The organism is Candidatus Methylomirabilota bacterium, from assembly GCA_036005065.1.
Lineage (GTDB): Bacteria > Methylomirabilota > Methylomirabilia > Rokubacteriales > DASRDR01 > DASYQW01.
Genome location: DASYQW010000113.1, coordinates 1 through 23,785, shown reverse-complemented (window position 1 = coordinate 23,785; position 23,785 = coordinate 1). Strand labels below are relative to the sequence as shown.

Genomic DNA, 23,785 nt, shown 5'->3' with positions numbered 1-23,785 from the left:
GGCCGGCTCATGTGCTGACGCCCTGCCGTCGCCCCGGCCTACCGGTGGCGCTCCGTGAGTCGGGGGCGGGTGCTCGGGCGGAGCTCCATCAGTACGGCGTCTTCGCGCGGATCGTCGTAGTAGTCCCGGAAGCGGCCGACCGATCGGAACCCGCTGCGCCGGTAGAAGGCCCGGGCCACGTCGTTCCCGGCCCGGACCCTGAGCCAGACGATCGGAATGCCGCGGGCCCGGCAGAACCCGGTGGCGGTGGCGAGCAGGCTGCGACCGACGCCCTGGCGGCGGTGGGCCGGATCGACCGCCAGGTTGATGACATCCGCTTCCCCGCCGAGGACGGAGAGCTCGATGCCGGTGTAGCCGACCAGTTGCCCGCCGGCGGTTTCGGCGATCCAGAGCTGGCCGCGGGCGGGACGCGCGGCCGTGAAGACGGCCCGGACGTAGGCGAAGGCCGTGGCCGGCCAGGCTTCACGACCGAAGATCGCGCGCTCGAGACGGGCGGCGGCGGCGGTGTCGGCCGGTCGCATGGGACGGACGCGGGTGGCGCCGCGCTCGCCGGGCCCCCGGAGAAGGTGGCGCCGGCGTAGCCCGCGCTCGGAGCGGGGCGGCAATCGTCGGCGACTGGGCAATCGCGTGGTGCCGGTGCGTTCCGACTGAGACCGCGCGGCTCGGAACGGACGCTAGGTCATTTCGGGGGGGTCTCGGAAGACCCCCCCGATGCCCCCCGTCGTGGCGGCGGCGAAGCCGCCGCTCGGAGCAATCCTCGATGCACTACGCGCTCGGTGGTCGGCGCCGGGTTACTCCGACACACTGGCTGGGTTCCCGCGGGCGCGGCCCGGTCGACCGGCTCCTACGCGGGCGGTGCCCCGGCGGAGACGTCCCCCGGGGCCGATGCGCCCTGTCCGTCCCCCTTGGCCGGAAGCTTGACGATGAAGGTCGACCCGTGGCCGACCTGGCTCTTCACCTCGATGGTCCCGCCATGGCTCTGCACGATGCCGAGGCTCACCGATAGTCCCAGCCCGGTCCCGCTGACCGCCGGCTTGGTGGTGAAGAACGGGTCGAAGATCTTGTCGAGATGCTCGGGCGCGATGCCGATCCCGGTGTCCGTGATCTCCACCTGGACCCGCCCTTCGGTGACCCCGGTCCGCAGCGTGAGGGTGCCACCGGCGTCCCGCATCGCGTAGATGGCGTTGTTGACGATGTTCAGGAAGACCTGCTTCATTCGAGAGACGTCGACCTCCACTGCCGGCAGGCCGGTCCCGTAGACCTCGGTGAGCGTGACGTTGTCCAGGCTGCCCTGGCGGCGGACCATGGCGACCGTCTGCTCGACCACCGTGTTGATGTCCGCCACCTCGAGCTCGAACTCGCGCTGGCGACTGAAATTGAGGAGGTCCCGGACGATGTCGCGGGCCCGGGTGGCCTCCTCGATGATCAGATCCAGCTCCTCCCGCATCGGCTTGCCGCTCGGGATCTGCTCGGCGAGGTAGGAGGCGAAGCCGAGCACGCTCGTCAGGGGATTATTGATCTCGTGGGCCACGTTGGCGGCGAGCTCGCCGATGGCCGCCAGCTTGGTGGACTGGATCAACTGGGACTGGGTGCGCTTGAGCTCGGCCATCTGCGCCTGCACGCCCTCGTAGAGGCGGGCATTCTCGAGGGCGAGCGCGGCCTGGCGCGTGATCCCTTCCACCAGCCGCACCTCCTCGGGGCTGAGGTCGTGCTTTCGGTCCCACCACAGGACGAAGAGCCCGCCGATGGGGTCCTCCCGCACGATCATGGGGACGAACAGGAGCGACCGGTGCGGGAAGCGCTGAAACGTGTCCCGATCGATGCGGGGGTCGGCCTCGGCATCGCCCGAGAAGATCGGCTGGCGCTGCTGCCAGGACTCTTCGAGGAAGCGGTGGCCTCTGAGCGGGATGGGCCGCGTCCGAAAGCCCTCGACCAGATGCTTGGGCACGTGATAGCCGGCGATGGCCCGCAGATTCGCCCCGTCGGGGCTGGCCAGGTACGCGCCCACCATGTCGGCGCCGAGGGCTCGGGCGACTTCCCGGGCCACGCGCCGCATGGCCTCGGTCATGTCGAGGGTCGAGCTGACGGCCTGGCTGACCGTCAGCAGCGTCCGCGTCTCGCCGAGTCGCTGCTGGCTCTCTTCGTAGAGGCGGGCGTTCTCGACCGCGATGGCCACCTGATTGGCCACGATCTTCAGGAGCTGCTCCTCGTCAGCCTTGGCGCCGGGCGGCAGGACGTGGCGGGCGACCATGGCCCCGAAGGTTCGGCCCTGGACGGCCAGGGGGAGGGTCCATTCCACCTCGGTCCAGTCGTCTGCTTGATCCAGGCCGGATTCGGCGAGGACGCTCCGGGGATGGCCGGCCGCCTCGCCTTGCACGGCGACACGGACTCCCGGCGGCTCACTGAGCTCGACGGTGAGGCTGGCGCTGCCGAGGGCTCGGGCCAGGCTGGGCAGGAACCGCTCGAGAAGGGCGGTGACGCCCAGCTCCGAAGTGAGGTCCTGGACCGCACGGTGGAGCTCCTCCAGCTGGCTGGCCCGGCGAATGAAGTGCTGGTTGACGCGCTTGAGCTCTTCCACCTGGTTGACCAGTCGGTAGACCAGGCGCTGGTTCAGCTCCCGCAGGTAGATGCCTTCCTCGCGCTCCTCGACCCGATCCCGCCGGCCCTGGAGGAACTCGGCCACCTGGCGGGGGAAGGCGTCGACGTCGATCGGCTTCTGGATGTACCCGTCGCAGCCGGCGACCAGCGTCCGCTGGCGGTCGCCCTCCATGGCGTAGGCCGTCACCGCGATGACCGGGGTGCTGACGAGGTTCGGGAATGACTTGAGGATGGCGACGACTTCGTAGCCGTCGACACCGGGGAGGTTCACGTCGAGCAGGATCAGCGCCGGCCTCTCCCGGACGGCGGCCTCGATTCCGGCCAGCCCATCCTCGGCGTCGACCACCGTATACCCCTCGGCTTCGAGCACCGCCCGCGCCAGCATGCGATTCTCGGGATTGTCCTCGATGTAGAGAATCTTGATGCCCAACCGATCCCGGCTCAGTGTGCGTGCTGGCATGATCCCGCCGAGGCCTCAGTTTATCCTGGGGGGGAGCGGCGGCGCTCCGGGGGCTCCACCCCCAGACCCCCCCACCGCATTCATCGAGCAGTGGTACGCGAGGTTCATGGGTTTGGCGGCCCCTCAGTTCGCCGACCGCACGAGCGGAAGCGCGAAGTGGAAGGTAGACCCCTGATTCTCGCGGCTCTCGGCCCACATGCGCCCGCCGTGGAGCTCGACGAACTTCTTGCTGATGGCCAATCCGAGGCCCGTGCCTCCGGCCTCGCGCGAGAGCGGGCTGTTCAGCCGATGGAACGGCTCGAAGAGGCGGGCCAGGTCGTGTTCCTTGATCCCGATGCCGGTGTCGGCGACGCTCACGTGGATGGCGTCGGGCTCGGGCTGGACCCGGACCACCACCCGTCCGGTGGCCGTGAACTTGATCGCGTTGCTCAGCAGGTTGAGCAGAATCTGCTTGACCTTGGTTCGGTCGGCGCGGAGGCGCGGCAGCTCGAGCGGAACGTCCTTCTCGATCTTGAGCGGCTTGCCGCGAACGAGCGGGACCGACGAGTCGATGCACTCGTTGACCAGGTCGTGGAGGTCGAGGTCCTCCGGGTGCACGTCGAGCTTGCCGGCCTCGATCCGCGAGAAGTCCAGGATGCTGTTGATGAGACGGAGGAGGTGGGTGCCGCTCGAGTGCACCGACCGGAGGTACGCCTCCTGCCGCTCGGTGAGGTCCCCGTCGAGCCGGTTGAGCAGCACCTTGGAGAAGCCGATGATCGAGTTGAGCGGGGTGCGAAGCTCGTGCGACATGCTGGCCAGGAACTGCGACTTGAGCTGGTTGGCCTCCAGCAGGCGGGCGTTCGTGCGGCCCAGCTCCTCGTACAGCGCCGCGTTGCCCAGGGAAATGGCGGCCTGATTGGCGAGCACGGAGAGGACCTCGAGCTCCTGATTGCCGAAGATCTCTCCGGAGAGCTTCTCGCCGAGCAGTAGGATGCCGATCAGGTTGTTTTCGATCTTGAGCGGCACGATCAGAGAGGCCTGGATCTCTTCCAGCTCGGCCTCGGCCGCCTCGAAGTATTCGGCGATCTTCGGATTGAGCTTCGCCTCTTCCTTCACCAGGACGTCACCCGTGCGCTTGAGCCAGTGGACGATCTGGCTTTCGGCCCGGATGGAGGCGACGCCGCCGGTCATCTCGGTGGTGGCTTCCTCGCGGGAGGCGAGGAAGGAGTTGGTGGGCCGATCGTAGACCATCAGGACGCAGTGGGTGAGGGGGATCCCGCGGACGAGCCCCTGCACGAGAGTCTCCACCAGCTTGCTGAAGTCGAGCATCCCGCTCATCCGCTTGCTGAGGGCGAGCAGGGTCTCGTAGCATCCCTTCTCCTTGCTGAACATGAGCCGCTTGATGAGCTCCTCGGCCCGTTGTCCGAGGGGGCTCAGGAGCAGCGTCATGAGGACGCTGAGCGGGATCACGATCCACACGGCGCTGAGCTCTTCCAGGTCGTAATACCGCTCGATGGCTCGGGTGAGGAGGGCCAGGACCGAGGTGAGGATCACACAGACGACGGCGTAGACCGCGGTCTTCTTGACCGCGACCGTCACGTCGAAGAGGCGGTAGCGGACGATCGAGAGACCGAGCATGAGCGCGAACACCATGTTGGCGGGGATTCCGACCGGGTAGATCCGCTCGGCCCCGGGCAGGAACCGGGTCAGGACGAAGCGGACGATGTCGATGACGCCCCCGGCCAGGCTCACGGCCGTTCCGAGGAGCATGAGGCGGGCACGGTTCCGGCGGAAGCTGGAGTCGATGTCGGTGTAGGCCTTGATGAGGTGGTAGAGGCCCCACGACATGAAGGCCAGGAAGCAGAGGAAGTTGACGTTGTAGAGCGGACCGGTCGCCGGGACCCATCCCCAGTAGTCGCGCTTGACGCCGGTCATGAAGAGAGGAGAGCCGCTGACGTTCAGCACGGCGAAGGCGAGCGCGAGCGAGTAGGCGAGGAACAGCGAGGGCCGGTGCTGGGTGGTGCTGTCGAGGAAGATCAGGACGAAGTGATAGTAGAAGGCCGGAATCGCGATGACGCCCATGTGGATGACGACTTCCCAGAAATAGGCGGTGGCGTCGTCCGGCGCCCGCCGGAGCATGAAGACGCCGAAGTTCCACAGCGCCATTCCGGACACGAAATAGGCGAAGACGCGGTTCAGCCGGCTGGCCGGGTTGCGGAACAGCGTGATCCCGGCCAGGGAGACGTTCAACAGAAGGGCGATGAGGGGGACTAGCTTATGTAGTGTCACAGGAGGCCACGCGAAGGCGCACCGACACGTTTACTTGGACACGGTCCTAGGGCTTGTCCTTACGGCGCTGCTCTTCGACTTCCTCCCTGAGGATCCCGAAGACCACGACGTCCCAGTACTTGCCTCCCTGGTACCCCGCCTTTCGGAGAATTCCCTCCTGATGGAAGCCGTGACGTTTCAGGGAGTTCATGCTCAGGACGTTGTATTCATAGACCTTGGCTTCGATCCGCCTCAAGCCTAGCACATCGACCCCATAGTATGTAATCAGGATGCCGGCTTCGACGCCGAAGCCCTGGCGGATGGCCTTCTGGTCCGTGATCATCGTCTCCAGGAAAGCATACCCTTCCAGGAGATGGATGTTGAAGAGCCGGACCAGCCCCACCGGCTTGGTCCATCCCTTGTTGGCCACGATGACGAAGACGACCTGAGTCGGATCGGTCAGCACCGCCTCGTAGAAGGACGCGTCCTTGTCGTACACGTGCTTGTAGGCGTGCAGGAACTCGCTGCCGACCATGCGCTCGAGGAAGGGATCCTCCGCCCACTCGCCCATGAAGTCGAGATCCGACGGCACCAGGGTCCGGAGCTGGACGCGTTTTCCCCGGGCGATCACCACCCCCTGGCCGATGGCCTCACTCCCGTCGGAGCCCGCCTCCAGCGACATCGCCGGCGCTACCTCAATCATGCGGTGGTCCCATTCCGGGCGTCCGATCGATCGCTCCCCCGCCGATCTCGTCCTTGGTGTCCTTCCGGACCCAGGCCAGCAGGCTGGCGTCGTAGAAGAACGTACGCCGCATCGCGAGCACCGTGAACCCCGCCGCGCGCAGGCGCGCCGCGAACTCCTCTTCCTGCCAGTAGTGCGGCCCGAGTCGCCTTCGGGTCACCTCGAAGACCGAGTTCGGCAGCACCCACAGCAGGCACCGGAAGGCGGCCCCCAGCCCCTCGCGCTGCTGGACCTCGCGGAAGGACGACCAGAGCCAGATGCGCCGGGTGAAGTTCACGAACACCGCGTGGCCGCCGGGCTTGAGGACTCGGTGAGCCTCGGTCAGCACCCTCTGGGGGTCGGCTCTGACGTAGAGGGAATGGATGTTGACGATCTGGTCGAACCCTTCGTCGCGGAACGTCTCCCGGGCGATGTCCGCGTGGCGGAAGGCGAGATTGGGAAGACGCTTGGCCCGGCGCTTCTCCCGGGCCAGCTCCAGAAGGCCGTCGTAGGCGTCGATGCCCACCACGGTGAAGCCGGCCTCGGCCACGCTGAAGGCGAAGTTGCCCGGGCCGCATCCGATGTCCAGAACCCGGACGTCGCGTCGGCCCACGCCTTCCGGGACCGAGGTCTCCAGCAAGGCGAGGACCTCGCGCTGGAGATCGCGGTACGGCGGAAACCGCTCGAAGACAAAATCGTAGACGACGCCGTACCCGACCGAGACCATTCGATCAAGGGCCCATTGCAGCCCGGCCACGACTACCGAGAGCACCGTTCGCCCTCTCATCCGCTCCGTCGCACCCATGCTGGGTCCCATGTCGCTCAAGCCAGGGTGGCCACGGCCTTCTCGACCGCCAGCCGCAGCTCTTCGGAGGTGAACGGCTTCAGCAGAACGCCCCGGAAGCCCATGTCCAGGGCCTGCTTGGTGACTTCAGCCGTGCCGTGCGCCGTTATCAGCATGAACGCCATATCGGGGCGGAGGGCGCGGGCTTGCGCGAACACCTGGAATCCGTCCAGTCCCGGCATCCGGTAATCCACGATCATCAGGTCGAATGGCTCATTCCGGACCAGCTCGACCGCCGGCTCTCCGCGGTTGGCGGCCTTGACCGCGTAGCCCAGTGCCTGCAGGATGTTCACGCACAGGATCACCACCGGCCCTGCGTCGTCGACGACGAGGATCTTCGGCTTTCCCTGCTTCAACAATCGACCTCGATGGCGGACTTGCCGGACACCGCGTCCGCGCTCGTGGAAGTCCCGGGCTTGTCGGTGAGGGCTCCGGCTCGGGCGTCGTAGTACCGCGCGATCTCGCTCAGGCGGCTCCTCGGGATCGACGTGAACGCGTCGATCACCCGGGGGTCGAACTGCACGCCCTTCCCCCGGAGGATCTCGGCGAACGCGACGTCATGGGGGAGCGCGCTCCGATAGGGTCGGGTCGACGTCATGGCGTCGAAGGAATCGGCCACCGTGACGATCCGGGCCGGCAGCGGGATCTCCTCGCCCTTCAAGCCGTCCGGGTAACCCTTGCCGTCGAAGCGCTCGTGGTGGTACTTGATCGCGTCGGCCTCCTGAGCCAGGAAGCGAAGCGGCTTCAGGATCTTGTGCGCCACCAGCGGATGCCGGGTGATCAGGGCGTACTCCTCCTTGGTGAGGCGACCCGGCTTGTGCAGGATCGAGTCCAGGATGACGAGTTTCCCCAGGTCGTGCAGGATGCCCGCCCGTCGGACCACGAAAACCTGGGTGGGCGTGAGGCCGAGGGTCGTCGCGATCTCGCCGGCGAACATCGAGACGCGGGCGGAATGGCCCTTCAGGTAGAGGTCCTTGGACTCCAGCGCATTGACGAAGGATGAGATGGTGTCGATCAGATTGCTCTCGAGATTCTCTTTGAGGAGGATCCGCTGGAGCGCCAGCGCGGTGGTCTGGGCGTAGCCGAGCAGGAACTCCTTTTCGTCCGGCAGGAACGCCCCGGTCTGGGCGTCTCGGCCCAGGCAGAGGATCCCCATGCTCTTGCCGACACCCGGGATCAGGGCCGCCAGCGCCGTGAATGGCTGATCATGGGCGGTGAGCGTCAGCGTCTCCTTGCCGGCGGTCTGAACCAGCTGGTTGAACGAGCCGTGCAGCAGGCTCAGGAGCTGGTTGACGAGCGAGGGGTCTCCTTTCTGGGTGGGGCTGAAGTTTCCCTCGTGGTCACGCAGCAGCAGGAGGGCCGCGTCCCCGCGCAGGCTCTGAATGGTGAAGTCCAGGACCGTTTCCACGAAGACGCCCGGATCGAGTCCCTGCAAGGCCAGCTCGCCGATGCGGAACAGGCCTTCCATTCCGGTCTGGCGGCGGGCCAGCTCTTCCATCAGCCCGGCCGGTTGTCGCAGGGCATGACCTTGCTGGCGATCCTTCCGGAGGCGCTGGATGAGCTGCTGGACTTCCTTGACCGAGAAAGGCTTCGGAAGGTAGTCGTAGGCGCCGTAACGGAGCCCGAACACGGCCGAGTTGATCGACGGCACCCCGGTCATCAAGACGACGGGGGTTCCGGGCTGCTTGCCCTTGACGGCACGCAGGAGATCGAGACCGCTGAGCCCCGGCATCTTGATGTCGGACACCACCAGGTCGAAGACCGTGTCCGAGAGCAGGTCCAGCGCCTGTTCGGCCGCCGCCGCGGTGGACACCAGGCAGCTGTGCATCTTGAAGGCCGATGTGAGGAACTGGAGCACGTGGGCATTGTCGTCCACCAGGAGGACGCGGAGGATATCGAGCCCGGAGGGCGGTGCCACCGAGGGCGTCCCTGGCTCCGTCACCGGCATCATGGCGCCCAGGGGCAGCTCGTTGGGAACGTTGCTCATCGGCGTGGACCCTCCTGTGCCAGCCATGATCCTGTCCGCTATTCCGAGGGTCCGAACTGCTTGAGGAACCCCTCGGACTCCCGCGAGAGCTTCCCATTCGGCGGGAGCTTGGAGGCTCCGAGGCGATCCAGGAATTCCTGCCATTCACCCTTGTACTGCTCGAAGCTCTCGGCGCTGGTCGGATCGTCCGGCTGGGCCAGGATCGAGTCATCCAGCGAGGGGGTCGCGCCCGGGAACTCGGGCTCCACGATGGCGGTGTCGAGCACATCGGCTTCCCGGGCCGCGTCGGGCTCGAACCGGGTGAGCCCGTCCTTCCGCGAGCTGCGCTCCCGCTCGCGGGTGGAGGGCGCCAGTGAAGCGGCCTCCTCGGTGGCCGCCAGCCTGGCCTCTGCCGCCAGCCTGGCCTGCCAGGCGGCGTTGCTGTCCGGCCGGTCCCAGGATTGCTCGGGCGGCGTCCCCTCGATGAAGGGGTGCTGATCCATCGCCAGGTCGGGGACGATCGCATCGCTCTCCGGTGACTCGTCGGTGGCGCGCCGGATGCGCTCGACTACTTCGAAGTACACGGCCGGGGCGCCGTCGACCTCGAGATGCAGACAGGTGAGGCAGTCGAGCGAGGGGAAGTTGAGCTGCCGCGCCTTGCGCAGGAAGGCGTCGGGCAGGCGCTCGGCGATGAAGAGTACGCGCGGGGGCCGCTCCGACTTGAATCGCGACTTCGGATAGAGACGGCGGACCGTCTCCGGATACTCCAGACACCAGGAGTAGGCTTCGAGCGCCCGCAGGAGCATGTCCTCGGTGGCCGTGAAGTCGAGCGTGATGAGCACGAGCGAGTTCTTCGCGTCGAGGCCCACGAGATCGACCCTGGCGTGGCCCAGGAGGAGGCAAGAATCGATGATCCTCAGGCCAGGCTCGATGCTCTCGGCATTCTCCGTGACGAGCTTCTCGAGGTCCCGGATATCCGTGACTTCCAGCTTCTTGAACTTTGGCCGCATGCGCTGGTCTCCCTTCGTCTCGTGTCCTGGGATCTGCCGGATTTCGCAGCCGCCTCTCGGGGTTGCGGCCCGTAAGAGTGCAACGGGGGTGCCACTTGACATCCTGTCACCCAACCTGCGGGAAAGTCAGCTCTTAGTGGAATGGGCCCCAGGACGCCTGACTCCCAAATGGGTGATTCTTTACCAGAATACGACCGATCGCCGGCCAGTTCCTGCCAGTAACCGCGAGTTCGGCGCGCGTCGGCAGAGACGGATGGCCGGGGGATGCAGGGCGTCCACGCTGGCTCGAATCTGACCGGTAGCAGGGAGGAATCAGGCGCCTTCGAGCTTCTTCCGAAGGGTTTGACGCGAGATGCCGAGGATCTTCGCGGCCAGGCTCTTGTTGCCCTTGGCCTTCTCCACGGCTTGCAGGATGTAGGCGCGCTCGACGTCGGCGAGCGTCGTGAGCTCCCCCGAGACCCGCGGCACGCCCGGGGCGTCGGCCGGTGCCCCGAACGGCGGAGGCAGGTGCTGGGGCTCGATGGAATCGGAGGTCGTCAGGATCACCAGCCGCTCGATGAGGTTGCGGAGCTCCCGGACGTTGCCCGGCCACGGGTAGGCGAGGAGGAGTCGCTCGGTGTCGGGGGTGAAGCTCTTGATCGCCTTGTGGAACGTCGCGTTGAGCTCGACGAGGAAGTGGCGGGCCAGCGGGAGAATGTCCTCCCGGCGCGCCCGGAGCGGCGGGATCGCGATGGGGATGACGTTGAGGCGGTAGAAGAGGTCCTCGCGAAACTTGCCCTCCCGGGTGAGCGCCTCGAGCGGTCGGTTGGTCGCCGCGATGACCCGGACGTCGACCTTGATGTCCCGGGTGCCGCCGACCCGTCGGAAGACGCGCTCCTGGAGGCATCGCAGGAGCTTGGCCTGGCTGCCGGGGGCCATCTCGCTCACCTCGTCCAGGAACAGTGTCCCGCGGTCGGCCAGCTCCATCAGGCCCTTCTTGGTGCCTTTGGCGTCGGTGAAGGACCCCTTCTCGTGGCCGAAGAGCTCGCTCTCGAAGAGCGTCTCGGTGATCGCCGCGCAATTGACCTCCATGAAGGGGAACTCCCGGCGCGCGCCTTCGTAGTGGAGTCCCTTGGCCACCAGCTCCTTCCCCGTTCCGCTCTCGCCGAGGATGAGAATGGTCTGGGCCTCGCTCTGGGCGACCTGCCGGATGACCTGCCGGAGATGGCGCGTCGATTCGGAGTCCCCGATGATCTGGTCGACGCCGTACATGCGCGCCTGAAGCTGGTGGAGGCGCTGGATCTCCCGGTGCGCCTTCACCTCGTCCAGGAGGCGGCCGACGGCCAGGCGGAGCTTGTCGAGAGGCTCGAACGGCTTCTCCAGATAGTCGGTCGCCCCGTGCTTCATGGCCTCGACCGCGCTCTCCACCTGGCCGAAGCCGGTGATCATGATCACGGGAGTGTCGGGGTGCCGGGCCTTGAGTGTCTTGAGGACCTCGAGCCCGCTCGCGTCGGGCAGGCGCAGGTCCAGGAGGATGATGTCGGGATCCGCATCGTCGGCCTTCTGGAGCCCTTCCGCCGCCGTGCTCGCGGTGTAGATTTCGACCTGCTCTTGGGCGAAGACCTTGGAGAGCAGCTGGCGGACGCTTCTCTCGTCGTCGATGACCAGGATGCTGTCCATGGCGGATTTGCTAAGATACCCGCCTGGTCAATTTCTTGTCAATCTTTACTGGGGAGCGCCCAGGGACTGACCAGGCCTCCCCCGGCGCCCGGCGCGAATCCGAGGGATTTTTCATCAACAGGGAGGCAGACATGGGCGGCAGGACCGTGCTGGTGGAGCAGACGGACGGCATCGCCACGGTGACACTGAATCGGCCGGAGGCACGGAATGCCCTCAACCTCGAGCTGCGGGACGATCTCGAGGCCACCCTCCATGCCCTCGAACGGGACGCACAGGTTCGTGTCCTCATCCTGCGCGGCGCGGGTGAGCACTTCTGCGCCGGCGGGGACGTCAAGCTCATGCGGGCCCGTCGGGTGACCGGTACGGAAGGGCAGGCTCGCGTGGAGGCGATGAACCGGGCCGTGCTGGCGCTGGCGCGCTTCCGGACCCCGACGATCGCCATGGTCGACGGCGTCGCCGTGGGTGCCGGCTGTAACTTGGCCCTGGCCTGTGACATCGTGGTGGCGGCGGATCGGGCTCGGTTCGGCGAGGTCTTCGCGCGCCTCGGCCTGATTCCCGACGGAGGCGGGATCTACCATCTGCCGCGCCGGGTGGGGCTCGCGAAGGCCAAGGAACTGGTGTTCACGGCGGACGTCCTGGAGGCCGCCGAGGCGGAGCGGATCGGCCTGGTCAACCGCGTCGTCCCGGCGGGAGAGCTGGCGACTCACACCCTGGCCCTGGCGCGCCGGATCGCCGATGGCCCGCCGCGGGCCCTGGCCCTGGCGAAATCGCTACTGAACCGGGCGCCGGCCCTCGACCTCGACACCGCCCTCGGGTGGGAGGCACTCGGCCAGGGGATGATGATCGAGTCGGAAGACCACCGGGAGGGATTGGCGGCGTTCTTCGAGAAGCGCCCGCCCCGGTTCACCGGGGCCTGAGCCCTGGGAGAGGGCCTCGACGGCCCCGGCCACTGTCGAGCTAAGTGCGGGACACGGCGAACGATTCCTCTCCTTGACAGCGCTCGCGAGGCGATAGTACGGTAGGCCCAGATGAAGAAGGCGAAGATCATCGGGACCGGAATGGCCGTGCCGGAGTGCGTGGTGGACAACCACCTGCTGGCGCGGTGCTTCACGACGTCCGACGAGTGGATCACGCAGCGGACCGGCATCAAGGAGCGGCGCGTCTCGCCGAGCACGTACCGGTTTCTTCTCCGCCTCGCCGAGGCGCCTGACAAGGATGCCTATGTCCGCGAGGTGTTCACCCACGGCGTGGACGGCGAGATCGATGCCGCGTTGACGCCGGCCGACCTCGCCTACGAAGCCTCGCAGATGGCGTTGAAGAACGCGGGCCTCCAGATCGACGACATCGACTTCATCGTCGATACCACCACCATCCCGGAGTACGCCTACCCGCACACCGGGTGCGTGATGGCCTCGAAGTTCGGTCTCACCAGCACGCCGGTGCTGAACCTCCAGCAAGGGTGCGCCGGCTTCGTGTACGCGCTGGCCACGGCCGACGCGTTCATGCGCATCGGGACGTACGAGCGCGTGCTCGTCGTCGGCGCCGAGATGCTCTCGCCCATGATAGAGTTCTCGGACCGCGGGCGGGACATGGCCGTGTTGTTCGCCGATGGGGCCGGGGCGGTGGTGCTGCAGGCCGTAGAGCAGAGTTCCCCCAGCGGCATCATCTCCCACCACCTTCACACTGACGGCACCATCCTCGACAAGCTCTACGGCGAGATCTACGGAAACTCGACCTTCCCGCTGGTGTCGAAGAAGAAGATCGACGACGGGCGGGCGCGGCCCCGGATGAACGGCCGCTCCGTGTTCATGCAAGCCGTGCGGCGCTTCAAGGAAGTCATGCACGAAGCCCTGTCGGCCAACGGGCTCACCCCCGCCGACGTCGATCTCTACCTTTTTCATCAAGCGAACATGCGGATCATCGACTCCATCGCCGACTACGCGAAGATCCCGCCGGGGAAGATGTTCAACAACATCCACAAGTACGGCAACACCTCGGCGGCCTCGGTCCCGATCTGCATTCACGAGGCTTTCGCCGAAGGGCGGATCAAGGAGGGCGACCTCGTCCTGACCGCGGCCTTCGGGACGGGCTTCGCCTGGGGGGCGACCCTCCTCCGCTGGTAGCCTGCCCGTCTGCCGCCGCCTCACCTGGCGCCCGCGCCGCGGCGCAGGCACCCTTCCGATGGCCTGGAGAGCGGCGGCTGTGCCGCCGTAACCGAGGGGGGCATCGGGGGGCCTTCCGAGACCCCCCGAAGTATCGCGCGCCAACGCCTCGTCCGGTCGCCGCGGGTCGGTGTTCCACTCCGAGCGCGGGCTTGCCCGCGCAACCCCCCCTCGGGGGGAGGGTCTGGGAGGGGGCCGTCGAGGCCCCCTCCCATGATCTAGCAGGCCGCCGCGGTATCCTTCGCTTCCACGAGGAAGGTCAGCGTGATGGCGCCGCGAGCCTCGAGGGTTTCCCCCCGAGCATTCTCCCCCTTGAAGATGACCTCGGCAGTGGCGTTGAGCGGCAGCTTGGGGAACGGCCGGAGGGGGGGCTCGTTCTTGGCCTGGGCGGGGACCAGGATGATGGCGACGCGGGCGGTGTTGCCGGTGGCGGCGGGTGGTGTGCCGGAGATGACGCCGGCGGGGACGAGGAAGGCGGTGTTGAACGTGAAGGGGCCCGGGGGCGGACCGCCGTCGAGCCGGGTGATGCTCACGGTGTAGGTTCGAATGATGACGTTGTCGAGCGTCGTCGGCGCCGTCACGCCGGGATTCTTGAGGTTGTTGCGGAGGGTCACGCACACCACCGTCGATGTGGCGTTGTCATCGAGGAATGAGTTGACCGAGCTCACCGGCGTGGCGCCGCTGAGCGAGAAGAGGTCCACGGTGAGGAACGTGAAGGAGCCCCCGGTTCCGCTCTGACTCGAGCCCGAGGTGCCGCACCCGGCGAGCGCGAGGGGCAGGAAGAGGAGCGCGAGGGCCCGGGCCCGGGATCGCGGTCGACTATCGATCATTCGTAGACCCTCCAGAGCCGACCGGGAGCGGCGTCGCCGGCGGCTTGGGCGCCGCCGGCGGGATGGGGGCCGGCTCGGGAGCGGCCGGCTTCAGGATGGACGGATGTCCGCGCAGTTCCCGCACGAGATCCGGGCGCTGGGCCCGGATTTGCTCGTAGATCTCGCGTCCTTCGCTGGGATCCCCGATCACCCGCGGCGTGATGAGGAGGAGCAGCTCGGTCCGCCGGAACCTCTTGGAGTCCTTGCCGAACAGGAAGCCGACCCAGGGAATCCGGGACAGCCCGGGGATCCCGGTCTGCGTGTTGTCGCGCCGGGTCTGGATGAGGCCGCCGAGGACCAGGGTCTGGTTGTCGTGGAGCACGACCGAGGTCTCGGCTTCCCGCTTGATGATGATCGGGGAACCACTGGGCGGCTGCGGCTCGCCGACGCTGTTCACGGTCTGTTTGACGTCCAGCGCCACCACCCGCTTCTCGCTGATGCGCGGCGTGACGGTGAGGATGATTCCCGCGTCCCGGTACTCCACGTTCTGGGTCAGGACGTTGGTCGGGGGCTGCTGGACCTGGGAGGGCGGTGTCCCGGTCTGGGCCGTCACCTGGGTCGTGACGATGGGGACCGAGTCGCTCACATTGATGACGGCCTTCTTGTTCTCGGACGTGAGGATGTGCGGGCTGGAGAGGACGTTGACCCGACCGTAGTTCGCGTACAGGTTGATGAGGCCCAGGAAGCGGTCGGTCTCGAAGAGGAAGAACGTGAAGCCCTGGAAGGGCAGCGACGTCGAGATACCGGGGAATGCCGGGAGGCCAGGCGGCGTGTTCGTGCTGAAGGCTGGTCCGGGCGGGCCGACGTCCAGGCGTGAGACGTTGCCGATGTTGTAGGTGTTGCCGCCGATGTTGACGTTCCGCTGGGTGCGAATCGCCCACTCCAGCCCGAGCTCGGTGTCATCGTCGAGCGAGAGCTCGACCACCAGCACCTCGATGAGAACCTGCTTCGGGGTCCGGTCGAGCTTGCGGATGGTGTCGTCGATGAGCGGCCAGTTCCGGGGGAAGGTCGTGACCACCAGGGCGTTGTTGGGCTCGTCGGCCACGATCTTGACCTGGCCCTCCACGACCCCGGGCTCGAGCTCGGCGCCGGGACCCGGCGCCGGCGTCGGAGCGCGCTCGGGGATCCCCAGGGTCGCCCCCGGCCCGGTGAGGCCGGTCGGTGGGACGGCGGGATACGGCGTGGTGGTCGGCGGAGCCTCGCGCCGATCTCGCGGCGCGGCCTCGCCTTCCCGGCTGGGCCGCCCGAAGATTTCGGTCAGGGTGGCCGCCAGATCCTTGGCCTTGACGTTCTCCACGTAGTAGACGAACACGCGCTTGTTGGCCTGGGTGTCGACGTCGAGCTGGCTCAGGAGCTGGGTGATCGTTTCCAGGTCCCCGCGCCGGGCCGAGATGATCAGGGAGTTCGTCCGCTTGTCCGCGATGATCAGGGGCGGGCGCTCGGCCGGCTCGGCGCCCGTGGTGACGCCGGGGACTGCCGGGACGCCCGGTCGCGCGACCGGCGGCGTCACCGTGGTGGTCGGGGTCCGAACCCGGCGGCCCGCGAAGAAGTCGGTGAGGATCTTGCCCAGCTCCACGGCGTCGGAGTACCGGACCGGGATGATCCGAAGTTCGTCGAGCGCCGCCTCGACGTCGAGGGCGCTCACGATGCGGAGCAGCCGCGCGATGTTCACGGCGGTGTCGGTGATGATCAGGAGGTTTCCGTGGACGACGATGTTCCCGCCCTGGACGAACGGCCGGATGGCGGCCCCCACGCGGTCGGCGGGGACGTAGGTGATCGGAACGATCTGGGTGATCACCTCATCGTCCCGCCGAGCCGGATCGGGCTGGGCGCCGATGATGGTCGGGACCGGACGCTCCCGGGCGGTAGCGAGCGGCACGATCTTGTAGAGGTTCCCGGAGCGGATCGCGGTCACGCCGTGCACCTCGAGGACGGCCAGCAGGACGTTGAAGACTTCGTCCTCGGGGATGCGACCCGCCGTCTGGACCGTGACCTTCTTGCCGGCGACGCCCGGGCCGATCGTGTAGTTGAAGCCGGCGATCTCGCTGGCGGCCTGGATCACCGCCTCGATGTCGGCATTGTCGAAGTTGAGCACGATCTGCCGGCCCCGCCCCGTCGGCGGGGTCGCCGGCCGGGGGGCGGAAGGTCCCGGGAACGGAGCCGGCTGGGTCTGAGAGCCAGGGGCCTGACCGCCGGGCGTGGCCGGGGGCGCCGGCGGGGTGGCCGGGCCGGGGGGAAGCTGCGCGACCGGCGTCGGGCTGGCGGTCGGAAGGGACGGAGGCGGAGCCGGTGGGGTTGCCGGCGCAACGGCCGCCGGCCGCGGCGTCTGGGGGCCGCGGCTCACGTCGTGGCCCCGGAGCTCGGCACAGGCAGCGGCCAGCCCTGCCAGCAGGACGAGCGCCACCCCGCGGCTGAGGCGCGTCACGGGCGCCCGGCTCCCTGCGGGTAAGATCGCCCCTGGGGAATCGTCGGGTTCCCGGGCACCGAGCCGGGAGTCCGAACGGGAGGCCGCCGAGGCCCGACCATGGGGCTCTCGGGGGGCATCGAGGGGATCGTCGAGCCGGGTGGGAAGAATGGCTGCCCCGGCATCCCGGGAAATCCCGGCTGCAAGGGGACGCCGGTGCTCGGGTCATAAGGCTGCCCGGGGACCATCGCCCCCGGCACCATCGGCGTGGGCACCACGGGTTCTTCCTCGACCTCCGGCACGGCGCCTGGCACCGGCACGCCGCGCGTGGCGCCGGGGATCCCGCGGATGGGGACCTGCGGGGCTGCCGTCGGCTTCGGCTTGGACGGGTCGCGCAGCATCACCTCGAAAACCTCGCTGCCGCGGCGCAGGACGACGCGATCGTTCCGGATCTGCTCCAGGCGGCTGTCGGCCACCGAATCCCCGACCGCGTAGCCGAAGACCTTTCGCGTCCGCGGGTCCTCGAGGTACGCGCGCGATCCCCCGTCGGGCCCGATGACGACGCCGTAGAGCCGCGGCTTGGGCGCCGGGGGCGCGGGGGGGGTCTGGGCCACCGTCGGGACCTTGGGCGTCTCCGCGGGTGCCTCGTTCCGGGTCGGGCTGAAGAGATTCCGCTCGGCCACCACCGCATAGGTCGACAGCGGGTTCGGCGGCGCCTTCGGGGCCGCCGACGGCGCCGCGGGAGCCGCCCCCGCCGCGGCGGGTGGGGCCGGCGTGGCGCTGGCCGGCGCGGGGGTCCACACGCGATAGAGATGGACGCCGAGGGCGCCCGACGCGAGGACGAGGAGCACGTCCAGCACGAGCAGCACGCGGTTCAGCATCTGAGGCTCCGATGAACGATCAGGGCCATGGTCCTATGCCCCCGGTGTTCGGCCGGGACCGGACGGCCGCGGCTCACCGGGACTGCCCGTCGCGATGTAGCCCGTCAGGGCCAGCGTGGCCAGGATCTCCCGCGGCGCGCCGATGGAGGCGACCCGCAGCTTCAGGTCCTGGACGCTCACCTGGACGGGCACCCCTTCCAGGCGGTAGAGGAAGGAAACGATCGACCGGATCGGACCGGAGAGCGTGACTTCCACGGGGACCTCGGCATAGCCGCCGCGCTCCGTCGTGGGCAGGATGCGTTCGCTCCGAATCTCGACGCCCGTGTCCTCCGCGGTGGCCTTGACCAGCTTCTGGAGCTCGGAGGCCGCGAGAGGGGGCTTGTCGCCGGGCAGGAGGCGGGCGCGGCGCTGGGTCAGCTCGGCCTGCAAGGCCTTCCGCTCCTGCACGAACCGCTCGCGACGCGCGACGAGTCGCTGCTGACGCGTGAGGAGGTTCTCGCGCGAGGCGATCAAGGTGCGCACCCGCTCGTGGCGTGCCACGAGCGGCTCCACGACGTACATGTACCCCAGGACCACGGCGGCGGCGATCCCGCCGATGATCAAGAGGCGCCGCTCGCGGGGACGAAGGGTGGCGACGGTCATCGCGCCCTCGGAGGTGGCGCGCCCGGAGGAGCCACCCCGGGCTGGCGTGTCGGGCCGACGGGCTCCGCCGACGCCGGCGGGGGGGAGGCGGCGGGGGATCGCTCCCACGTTCCCTTGAGCCGGAACTGCTCGCGGTCGCGCCCCTTGGTTACCGGTGAGGTGAACTCCACGCGCTCGAGGGTGGGTGAGGCCTCGAGGAGCGGGATCAGCGGGGCAGCCGAGGCCGCGAAGCCGGCCAGCTCGATCCCCTTCTGGTCCATGGAGAGGTTGGTGAGCCAGACGTCGGCCGGCAGGAGCTCGGTCAGCTCCCGCAGGAGCGGCAGAGCCCGGACGTGTTGCGCCTCGAAGCTACGCAGCGTCTCGACCTCACGCCGCGTCCGCTCGACCGCGCTGACGAGCTGCTCCACCTCGCGGACGGTCGGCGCGAGGCGCTCGATGGCCTGGTTCAGGGTCTGGAGCTGACGCTCGTCCCGGATCATGGTCAGGGCCGGGACCGCGAGAGCGAGACAGAGGGTGAGCCCGGCCAGTCCGGCGGTGAGCGCCACCGGCCAGGGAAACGGCCGCGGCCGCAGCTCATCCGGCATCAGATTGGTGCGGAGCGCCCCGCGATCGGTTCGCCGCAGCGCCACGGCCAGGGCCGGCACGAGCGGCGAGTCCTCGGGGAGGCCGCTCACGCCCGGCGGGAGGCTGATGGCCGTGTGGATCGGCAGGTCCACCAGGTCGGTCTCCGGCAGGGCGCCGCCGGTCACGATCATGTCGGCCACGGCCTCGCGGTCGGCTACCCGCAGCCCGCCGAGGCTCCGCCGGAGCTCCTCGATCAGCACGTGGCCCCGTTCCTTCCCGTTCGGCGGAAGCGCGAACGCCCGGCTCAAGAGCGGGCGCCCGTGCCGCACGACGGCGAGCTCCGCTTCGGTTTCCTCGAGGTGCAGGACGACGCGGTCTTCCCCCGGCCCGGTGCCCGCCTCCGGCGCGGCTAGCGCCGCCAGGCTGTGGATCGTCACGTCCACGAGCCGCAGGACGAGCCCGGCTTCCCGGCAGAGCTGGGCGACCCGCTCGAACGCGCGGCGCTCGACCGCCACGAGGAGGACGCGGACCGGCTGGCCGGGCGTCTGCTCCACGACGTGGAAGTCGTAAACCGCCTCCGAGGCCGGGAATGGCAGGTGCCGCTCCAGCTCGAAGCCGACCATCCGTCGAAGGTCGGCGCCGGCCACGGTCGGTAGCTCGATGACCTTGACCACCGCGCGTCGGCGGGGAATCCCGACGTGGACCCGGCGGGTGCGCACGCCGGCTTCGCGGAGCTTGGCGCGGAGCGCCGCCTCGAGCTGGTCCCCGACGGCCAGGCTGAAGGTGGTGAGCGCGTGGGCGCGGCGCAGCTGGCGCCGGACCACGACGCCGTCGAGACGGTCTTCGCGCAGCACCAGCCCGATGATGTCGCTCATGTCCCGACGCGGCGGGTGCCCGCCCTCACCGCGGGACCTCCTCATCCTTCCACTGCCAGCCCAGGGTGGCGACTTGCACCCCGGTGGCGGCGCGGTCCGGGCGCCGCTGGACGAGGACCGTGAGCGTGCGGCGGCCCTGGCCGCCTACCTGTCCGGTCGCCTCGATGCGGAAGGTGTCGGAGCGCGTTCGCTGAGCCCCGCGCCGGAGCTGAGCGGAGAGGGTGGAAAGGTCGAAGTAGGGTCGGCCGGCCTTCAGGAGATCGACCTCCGGCTGGGCGAACCCCATGGTCCGGAGCACGACATCGCTGGCGGTGTTGATGTTGATGGCCCCGGTGCCGGCGACCGTGAGGTACTCCCGCAGGCCCGGTGATTCGGGTCGCCCATAGAAGATCTCCGGCGTCACCCCCCGTACCTGGAGCAGCTCGTCCACCGTGTCGAAGTCGGCGTTCTTCGACCGGTAAGGCACGGGAAGCGCCAGGTAGTACTCGCTCTCGGCGCCGTTGAGCCGGTGCTCCTCGTTCGGATCCCGCCAGTCGAGGATGGAGTCGACGATCACGTCGCGGATCTGCCGCTCGACGCCCAGCTCGGTCAAGAGGCGATGGAGGATGTCCGGAGAGGCGCGGTTCAGATTCAGCCGGGCCTCCTCGTCGCTGATCCGGTAGGAAAATCGCCCAGCACCCAGCGCGATGTCCCGTCGGCTGGGCGCTACCGGGGTCTCGATCCGGGTGCGGCGGAAGACGAGGAGCCGGGTTTCGTCCAGATGGTGGGCGATGGCTTCGGGAAGGATCTCGGCCACGGCCCGCTGGTAGCCGGCTTCGGCGAGGTACGTCGCCGTGACGGAGGCCTGGAAGTTCGCCGTGGTCGTGCCTTCGAGCCGCATGGCCAGGGCGAACTCGCCCACGACCGACAGGAGCAGCGACAGCACGAGCAGCACGATGATCAGCGCCAGGCCACGCTCGTCCCCTAGAGCCGGGAGGCCGGGCCGGCCCATCAGGGTCACCTTCGGATCAGCGGCGTGATCTGATCCGGCGATGGAACCGGGCCGAGGCCCGAGCAGCCCCAGGACGCAGGGAGGAGGCGGGCCGAGGCGTATGCCGCATACGTTGAGGCCCGCCGACGACCGAGGACGACGGGATGCGACGGGCATCGGCCCGGGCCGGTTCATCAGGCCGCGACCTTCCCCAGCGCGATCGGCACCAGGAAGGTGGCAGTCTTCTCGGCTCGACCCCGCTCGCGCAGGGTGAGCTCCACGCGAACCGCCGACGGCAGCGCCGCAGTCGTCTGGCCGCTCCACTTGTCCTGCCAGAGCCCCTGGTCGTCGCGGTACTGCAGCCGGAAGCCCGTGACGGAGCGAGAGAGAACGGTGTGCGGGCTGTCGCCGAACGGCTCCTCGGCGGGCACCAGGCGCTCGACGATGCGAAGCTCGTTCTCCGCGGTGTGCCGGAGCGTCACCGCATGAAACGGGACGGCGGGTGCATCCAGCGCCAGCGGCGGCGCGGTGGTGACGAAGCGGACCTCGGCGGCCTCGCCCACGAAGAGCACCACGCGCTCGAGGCCGCCTCCGAGCCGCCCCCGGTACGGGTAGGCAGTGGACAGCGCTTCGGTCAGGAGCTCGATCACGGCGCGCATCTCCTGCTGCACGGCGGCCCGGCGCTCTCCTGCTTCCCACGCTCGCACGCCGACCCGGAGGCCCGCCAGCATGACGACCACGATGACGGCGAAGATGGAGAAGGCGAGGAGGACTTCCAGAAGGGTCATCCCCGGCGCGGTCCCGGGACAGCGGGGGGCCCTGGCCTTCACGACGTGAGGCTCCAGGCGCGCAGGGTCACCAGCTCAACCCGGCGGCTCTTCCCCCAGCGCACCTCGACGCTGATCCGGGCCAGGCGGACGGTCCGGCGGTCGCCGGGGCCGGGCTGGACGGGCAGGAGGGCCGGCTCGAAGGCCACCCGGCGGGTCCACTGGTAGAGTCCCTCGGCGCCCTCGATCGTCCCCTCCTCGAGGGGGCCCGGCGCGAGCTCCGAGAGCTTCGCGCTCGCCAGGAGGGTCGCGGCGACGTGGTCGCCCGAGACGCGGGCCAGTCGGAGGCCGCCCCCGAAGAGCTGGAGGACGGCGACCACGGCGACCGACAGGACGATGAGCGCCACCAGGACCTCTATGAGGGTGAACCCCCCCGCTCGACTCGACTCGCGGGCCGAGACCCGAGCCGCGGTAGGCCGCAGGTCCGAGGGGCGCGCCGCAGGACGTCGCGGGGCTGGGGCCCCGCCGTCCGAGGCGCGCCAACCCGAGGAGGCGGGCCGAGGCGTATGCCGCATACGTTGAGGCCCGCCGACGACCGAGGACGACCCGCGGCGACGGGTATCGGGCCGCGCCGTCACGAGCGGGTCTCCGGGCCCACCGTGACCCGGCCGGTCACCGCGTCCACGTCCACCGCCAGTCGCCGTCCGCTCGATCCTTCGACGAGCCAGCGAGTCTCGCGGGTGATGCCGCGGGAGGAGAAGGTCAGCACCTCGCCGCCCGTTCGCACGCTGATGCGGAGTCCGGAGGCCATCTCGAGCTGGCGGAGGGGATGATCGGGGTCGCCCGCCGTGAGCACCACGGTGTTCCGAGCCCGGTCGAGGGTGACGCGGGTCGCTCGCCGGTGCGTCACCGCCTGCTGCCGGGCCTCGCGCAGCAAGGCGGCGACGCGCCCGGCCTCGCTCCGGAGCCGCAGCGATTCTTTCCCGCGGCCCACCGCGGGGAGCACGAGGGCAGCCGCCACCGAGAGGATCGCGAGCACGACCGCGATCTCGATCAGCGTGAAGCCCGCCGACTGGCCGCCTGGCCCACGCGGTCGCCGGCTCACTTCTGCTTGCTCTCGCTGCCCCAGCTCGTGACGTCGGCGTTCTCCCCCTCGCCCCCCGGCTGGCCGTCGGCGCCATAGGAGAAGAGATCGTAGTCGCCGCGCTCTCCGGGACTCTTGTACTGGTAGGGGTTCCCCCACGGATCCCGGGGGACATCCTTCTTGAGGTAGGGACCCTCCCAGCCGTTGATGTTTCCCGGGTTGGCCTGGAGTGCCTGGAGGCCCTCCTGGGTCGTCGGATAGCGGCTGGTGTCCAGCCTGAACTGGTCGAGCGCGGTCCCGAGGAGCTCGATCTGGACACGCGCCGCGGCCTGTTTGGACTGCCCGACGCGGCCGAAGAAGCGGGGTCCCACCAGGGCGGCCAGGAGCCCGAGGATGATCACGACCACCAGAAGCTCGATGAGCGTGAAGCCTCGCTGGTCCCGGCGGAAACGGGAGGCCACGGGGAGGTGCGACTCGATCCGATCTTGCCTGATCATGACACTCCGACGGTTAGAGGGGCAGCTCGTTGATGCTCAGGATGGCCAGGAGGATCGAGAGGACGATGCCCAGCACCACCAGGCCGAGGGCCAGGATGATGATCGGTTCCAGGAGCGCGATGAACCGACGGACGGCCACGCGGATCTCCGTCTCGTAGGCCGTGGCGACTCGGCCCAGCATGTCCTCCAGACGTCCCGTCTCCTCGCCGACCCGGACCATGTGGATGGCGAGCGGGGGAAAGGTCTCGGTCTCGGCCATCGGCCGGGCGAGCCCGTCGCCGCGCTTGGCCCCCTCCTGGACCGTTCCCAGGGCCAGGGCGATCACGCGATTGCCGGCCACCTCCCGGGCGACACCGAGGGCGGTCAGGAGCGGCACGCCGGCGTGGAGCAGCGTGCCCAGGGTCCGCGCGAAGCGTCCGACCTCGATCTTGCGAAGGAGATTCCCGACGGCCGGCAGCGTGAGCAGCCAGCGGTCGACCGCCAGGCGACCGGCGTCCGACCGGGTGATGAGCTGCCAGGAGAGGAGGCCCGCCATGGCGAGCAGGACGAGGACCCACCAGTACGC

The 23,785-nt window shown here is 68.9% G+C and carries 22 protein-coding genes; 2 read left to right on the top strand and 20 right to left on the bottom strand.

Features of this window, described 5'->3' with window-relative positions; all coding sequences use genetic code 11:
- Nucleotides 1-38 precede the first annotated feature (38 nt).
- The 9 genes from rimI to VGW35_08335 all read right to left on the bottom strand — a co-directional run bounded on the left by rimI (nt 39) and on the right by VGW35_08335 (nt 11,505).
- On the bottom strand, nt 39-521 hold the full coding sequence (gene rimI, locus VGW35_08375; protein ID HEV8307672.1) for a ribosomal protein S18-alanine N-acetyltransferase: 483 nt from the start codon (nt 519-521) through the stop codon (nt 39-41).
- Nucleotides 522-844: 323 nt separating this feature from the next.
- Nucleotides 845-3,058 (bottom strand): ATP-binding protein, encoded by a 2,214-nt coding sequence (locus VGW35_08370; protein ID HEV8307671.1) that lies wholly within the window; start codon nt 3,056-3,058, stop codon nt 845-847.
- 123 nt (nt 3,059-3,181) lie between these two features.
- Complete coding sequence (locus VGW35_08365; protein HEV8307670.1) at nt 3,182-5,326, bottom strand: ATP-binding protein; 2,145 nt, start codon at nt 5,324-5,326, stop codon at nt 3,182-3,184.
- A gap of 46 nt (nt 5,327-5,372) precedes the next feature.
- On the bottom strand, nt 5,373-6,008 hold the full coding sequence (locus VGW35_08360) for a GNAT family protein (protein HEV8307669.1): 636 nt from the start codon (nt 6,006-6,008) through the stop codon (nt 5,373-5,375).
- The gene (locus VGW35_08355) at nt 6,001-6,798 is read right to left on the bottom strand and encodes a methyltransferase domain-containing protein (GenBank protein HEV8307668.1); all 798 of its coding nucleotides are present in this window, start codon (nt 6,796-6,798) and stop codon (nt 6,001-6,003) included. Before VGW35_08355 ends, VGW35_08360 begins: the two co-directional genes overlap by 8 nt.
- A gap of 50 nt (nt 6,799-6,848) precedes the next feature.
- Nucleotides 6,849-7,226: a response regulator gene (locus VGW35_08350; GenBank protein HEV8307667.1), complete on the bottom strand. Its 378-nt coding sequence runs from the start codon at nt 7,224-7,226 to the stop codon at nt 6,849-6,851.
- The gene (locus VGW35_08345; protein HEV8307666.1) at nt 7,223-8,857 is read right to left on the bottom strand and encodes an HD domain-containing phosphohydrolase; all 1,635 of its coding nucleotides are present in this window, start codon (nt 8,855-8,857) and stop codon (nt 7,223-7,225) included. The genes VGW35_08350 and VGW35_08345 overlap by 4 nt, the downstream gene beginning before the upstream one ends.
- A 38-nt stretch (nt 8,858-8,895) precedes the next feature.
- Complete coding sequence (locus VGW35_08340) at nt 8,896-9,846, bottom strand: hypothetical protein (GenBank protein ID HEV8307665.1); 951 nt, start codon at nt 9,844-9,846, stop codon at nt 8,896-8,898.
- A gap of 312 nt (nt 9,847-10,158) precedes the next feature.
- Entirely contained in the window at nt 10,159-11,505 is a 1,347-nt protein-coding gene (locus tag VGW35_08335) for a sigma-54 dependent transcriptional regulator (protein HEV8307664.1), read from the bottom strand.
- Between the two features lie 131 nt (nt 11,506-11,636).
- On the opposite strand from VGW35_08335, the gene VGW35_08330 reads away from it, so the two are divergent.
- Both VGW35_08330 and VGW35_08325 read left to right on the top strand, forming a co-directional pair.
- Nucleotides 11,637-12,422, top strand: a complete 786-nt coding sequence (locus VGW35_08330; protein ID HEV8307663.1) for an enoyl-CoA hydratase — start codon at nt 11,637-11,639, stop codon at nt 12,420-12,422.
- A gap of 111 nt (nt 12,423-12,533) precedes the next feature.
- Nucleotides 12,534-13,628, top strand: a complete 1,095-nt coding sequence (locus VGW35_08325; protein HEV8307662.1) for a beta-ketoacyl-ACP synthase III — start codon at nt 12,534-12,536, stop codon at nt 13,626-13,628.
- Nucleotides 13,629-13,885: 257 nt separating this feature from the next.
- Here VGW35_08325 and VGW35_08320 read toward each other — a convergent pair whose 3' ends face one another.
- The 11 genes from VGW35_08320 to VGW35_08270 all read right to left on the bottom strand — a co-directional run.
- A complete protein-coding gene (locus VGW35_08320) occupies nt 13,886-14,497 on the bottom strand; it encodes a hypothetical protein (GenBank protein HEV8307661.1) in 612 nt (203 codons plus the stop codon).
- Nucleotides 14,487-16,631, bottom strand: coding sequence for a type II secretion system secretin GspD (gene gspD / locus VGW35_08315; GenBank protein HEV8307660.1), 2,145 nt, complete (start codon nt 16,629-16,631; stop codon nt 14,487-14,489). Before gspD ends, VGW35_08320 begins: the two co-directional genes overlap by 11 nt.
- A 326-nt stretch (nt 16,632-16,957) precedes the next feature.
- Nucleotides 16,958-17,821 (bottom strand): type II secretion system protein N, encoded by an 864-nt coding sequence (locus VGW35_08310; GenBank protein HEV8307659.1) that lies wholly within the window; start codon nt 17,819-17,821, stop codon nt 16,958-16,960.
- Between the two features lie 33 nt (nt 17,822-17,854).
- The gene (gene gspM, locus VGW35_08305; GenBank protein HEV8307658.1) at nt 17,855-18,463 is read right to left on the bottom strand and encodes a type II secretion system protein GspM; all 609 of its coding nucleotides are present in this window, start codon (nt 18,461-18,463) and stop codon (nt 17,855-17,857) included.
- On the bottom strand, nt 18,460-19,902 hold the full coding sequence (locus VGW35_08300) for a PilN domain-containing protein (GenBank protein ID HEV8307657.1): 1,443 nt from the start codon (nt 19,900-19,902) through the stop codon (nt 18,460-18,462). The genes gspM and VGW35_08300 overlap by 4 nt, the downstream gene beginning before the upstream one ends.
- Before the next feature lie 25 nt (nt 19,903-19,927).
- Entirely contained in the window at nt 19,928-20,893 is a 966-nt protein-coding gene (locus tag VGW35_08295) for a hypothetical protein (protein HEV8307656.1), read from the bottom strand.
- Between the two features lie 173 nt (nt 20,894-21,066).
- Nucleotides 21,067-21,660, bottom strand: coding sequence for a type II secretion system protein GspJ (locus tag VGW35_08290; protein ID HEV8307655.1), 594 nt, complete (start codon nt 21,658-21,660; stop codon nt 21,067-21,069).
- A gap of 38 nt (nt 21,661-21,698) precedes the next feature.
- Nucleotides 21,699-22,214 (bottom strand): prepilin-type N-terminal cleavage/methylation domain-containing protein, encoded by a 516-nt coding sequence (locus VGW35_08285; protein HEV8307654.1) that lies wholly within the window; start codon nt 22,212-22,214, stop codon nt 21,699-21,701.
- Between the two features lie 59 nt (nt 22,215-22,273).
- Nucleotides 22,274-22,744: a GspH/FimT family pseudopilin gene (locus VGW35_08280; protein HEV8307653.1), complete on the bottom strand. Its 471-nt coding sequence runs from the start codon at nt 22,742-22,744 to the stop codon at nt 22,274-22,276.
- Nucleotides 22,741-23,220 carry a type II secretion system major pseudopilin GspG gene (gene gspG, locus VGW35_08275; GenBank protein ID HEV8307652.1) on the bottom strand — a complete coding sequence of 160 codons (480 nt, stop codon included), beginning with the start codon at nt 23,218-23,220 and terminating at the stop codon, nt 22,741-22,743. Before gspG ends, VGW35_08280 begins: the two co-directional genes overlap by 4 nt.
- A 13-nt stretch (nt 23,221-23,233) precedes the next feature.
- The coding region (locus VGW35_08270; protein ID HEV8307651.1) for a type II secretion system F family protein at nt 23,234-23,785 on the bottom strand (552 nt) is incomplete at its 5' end.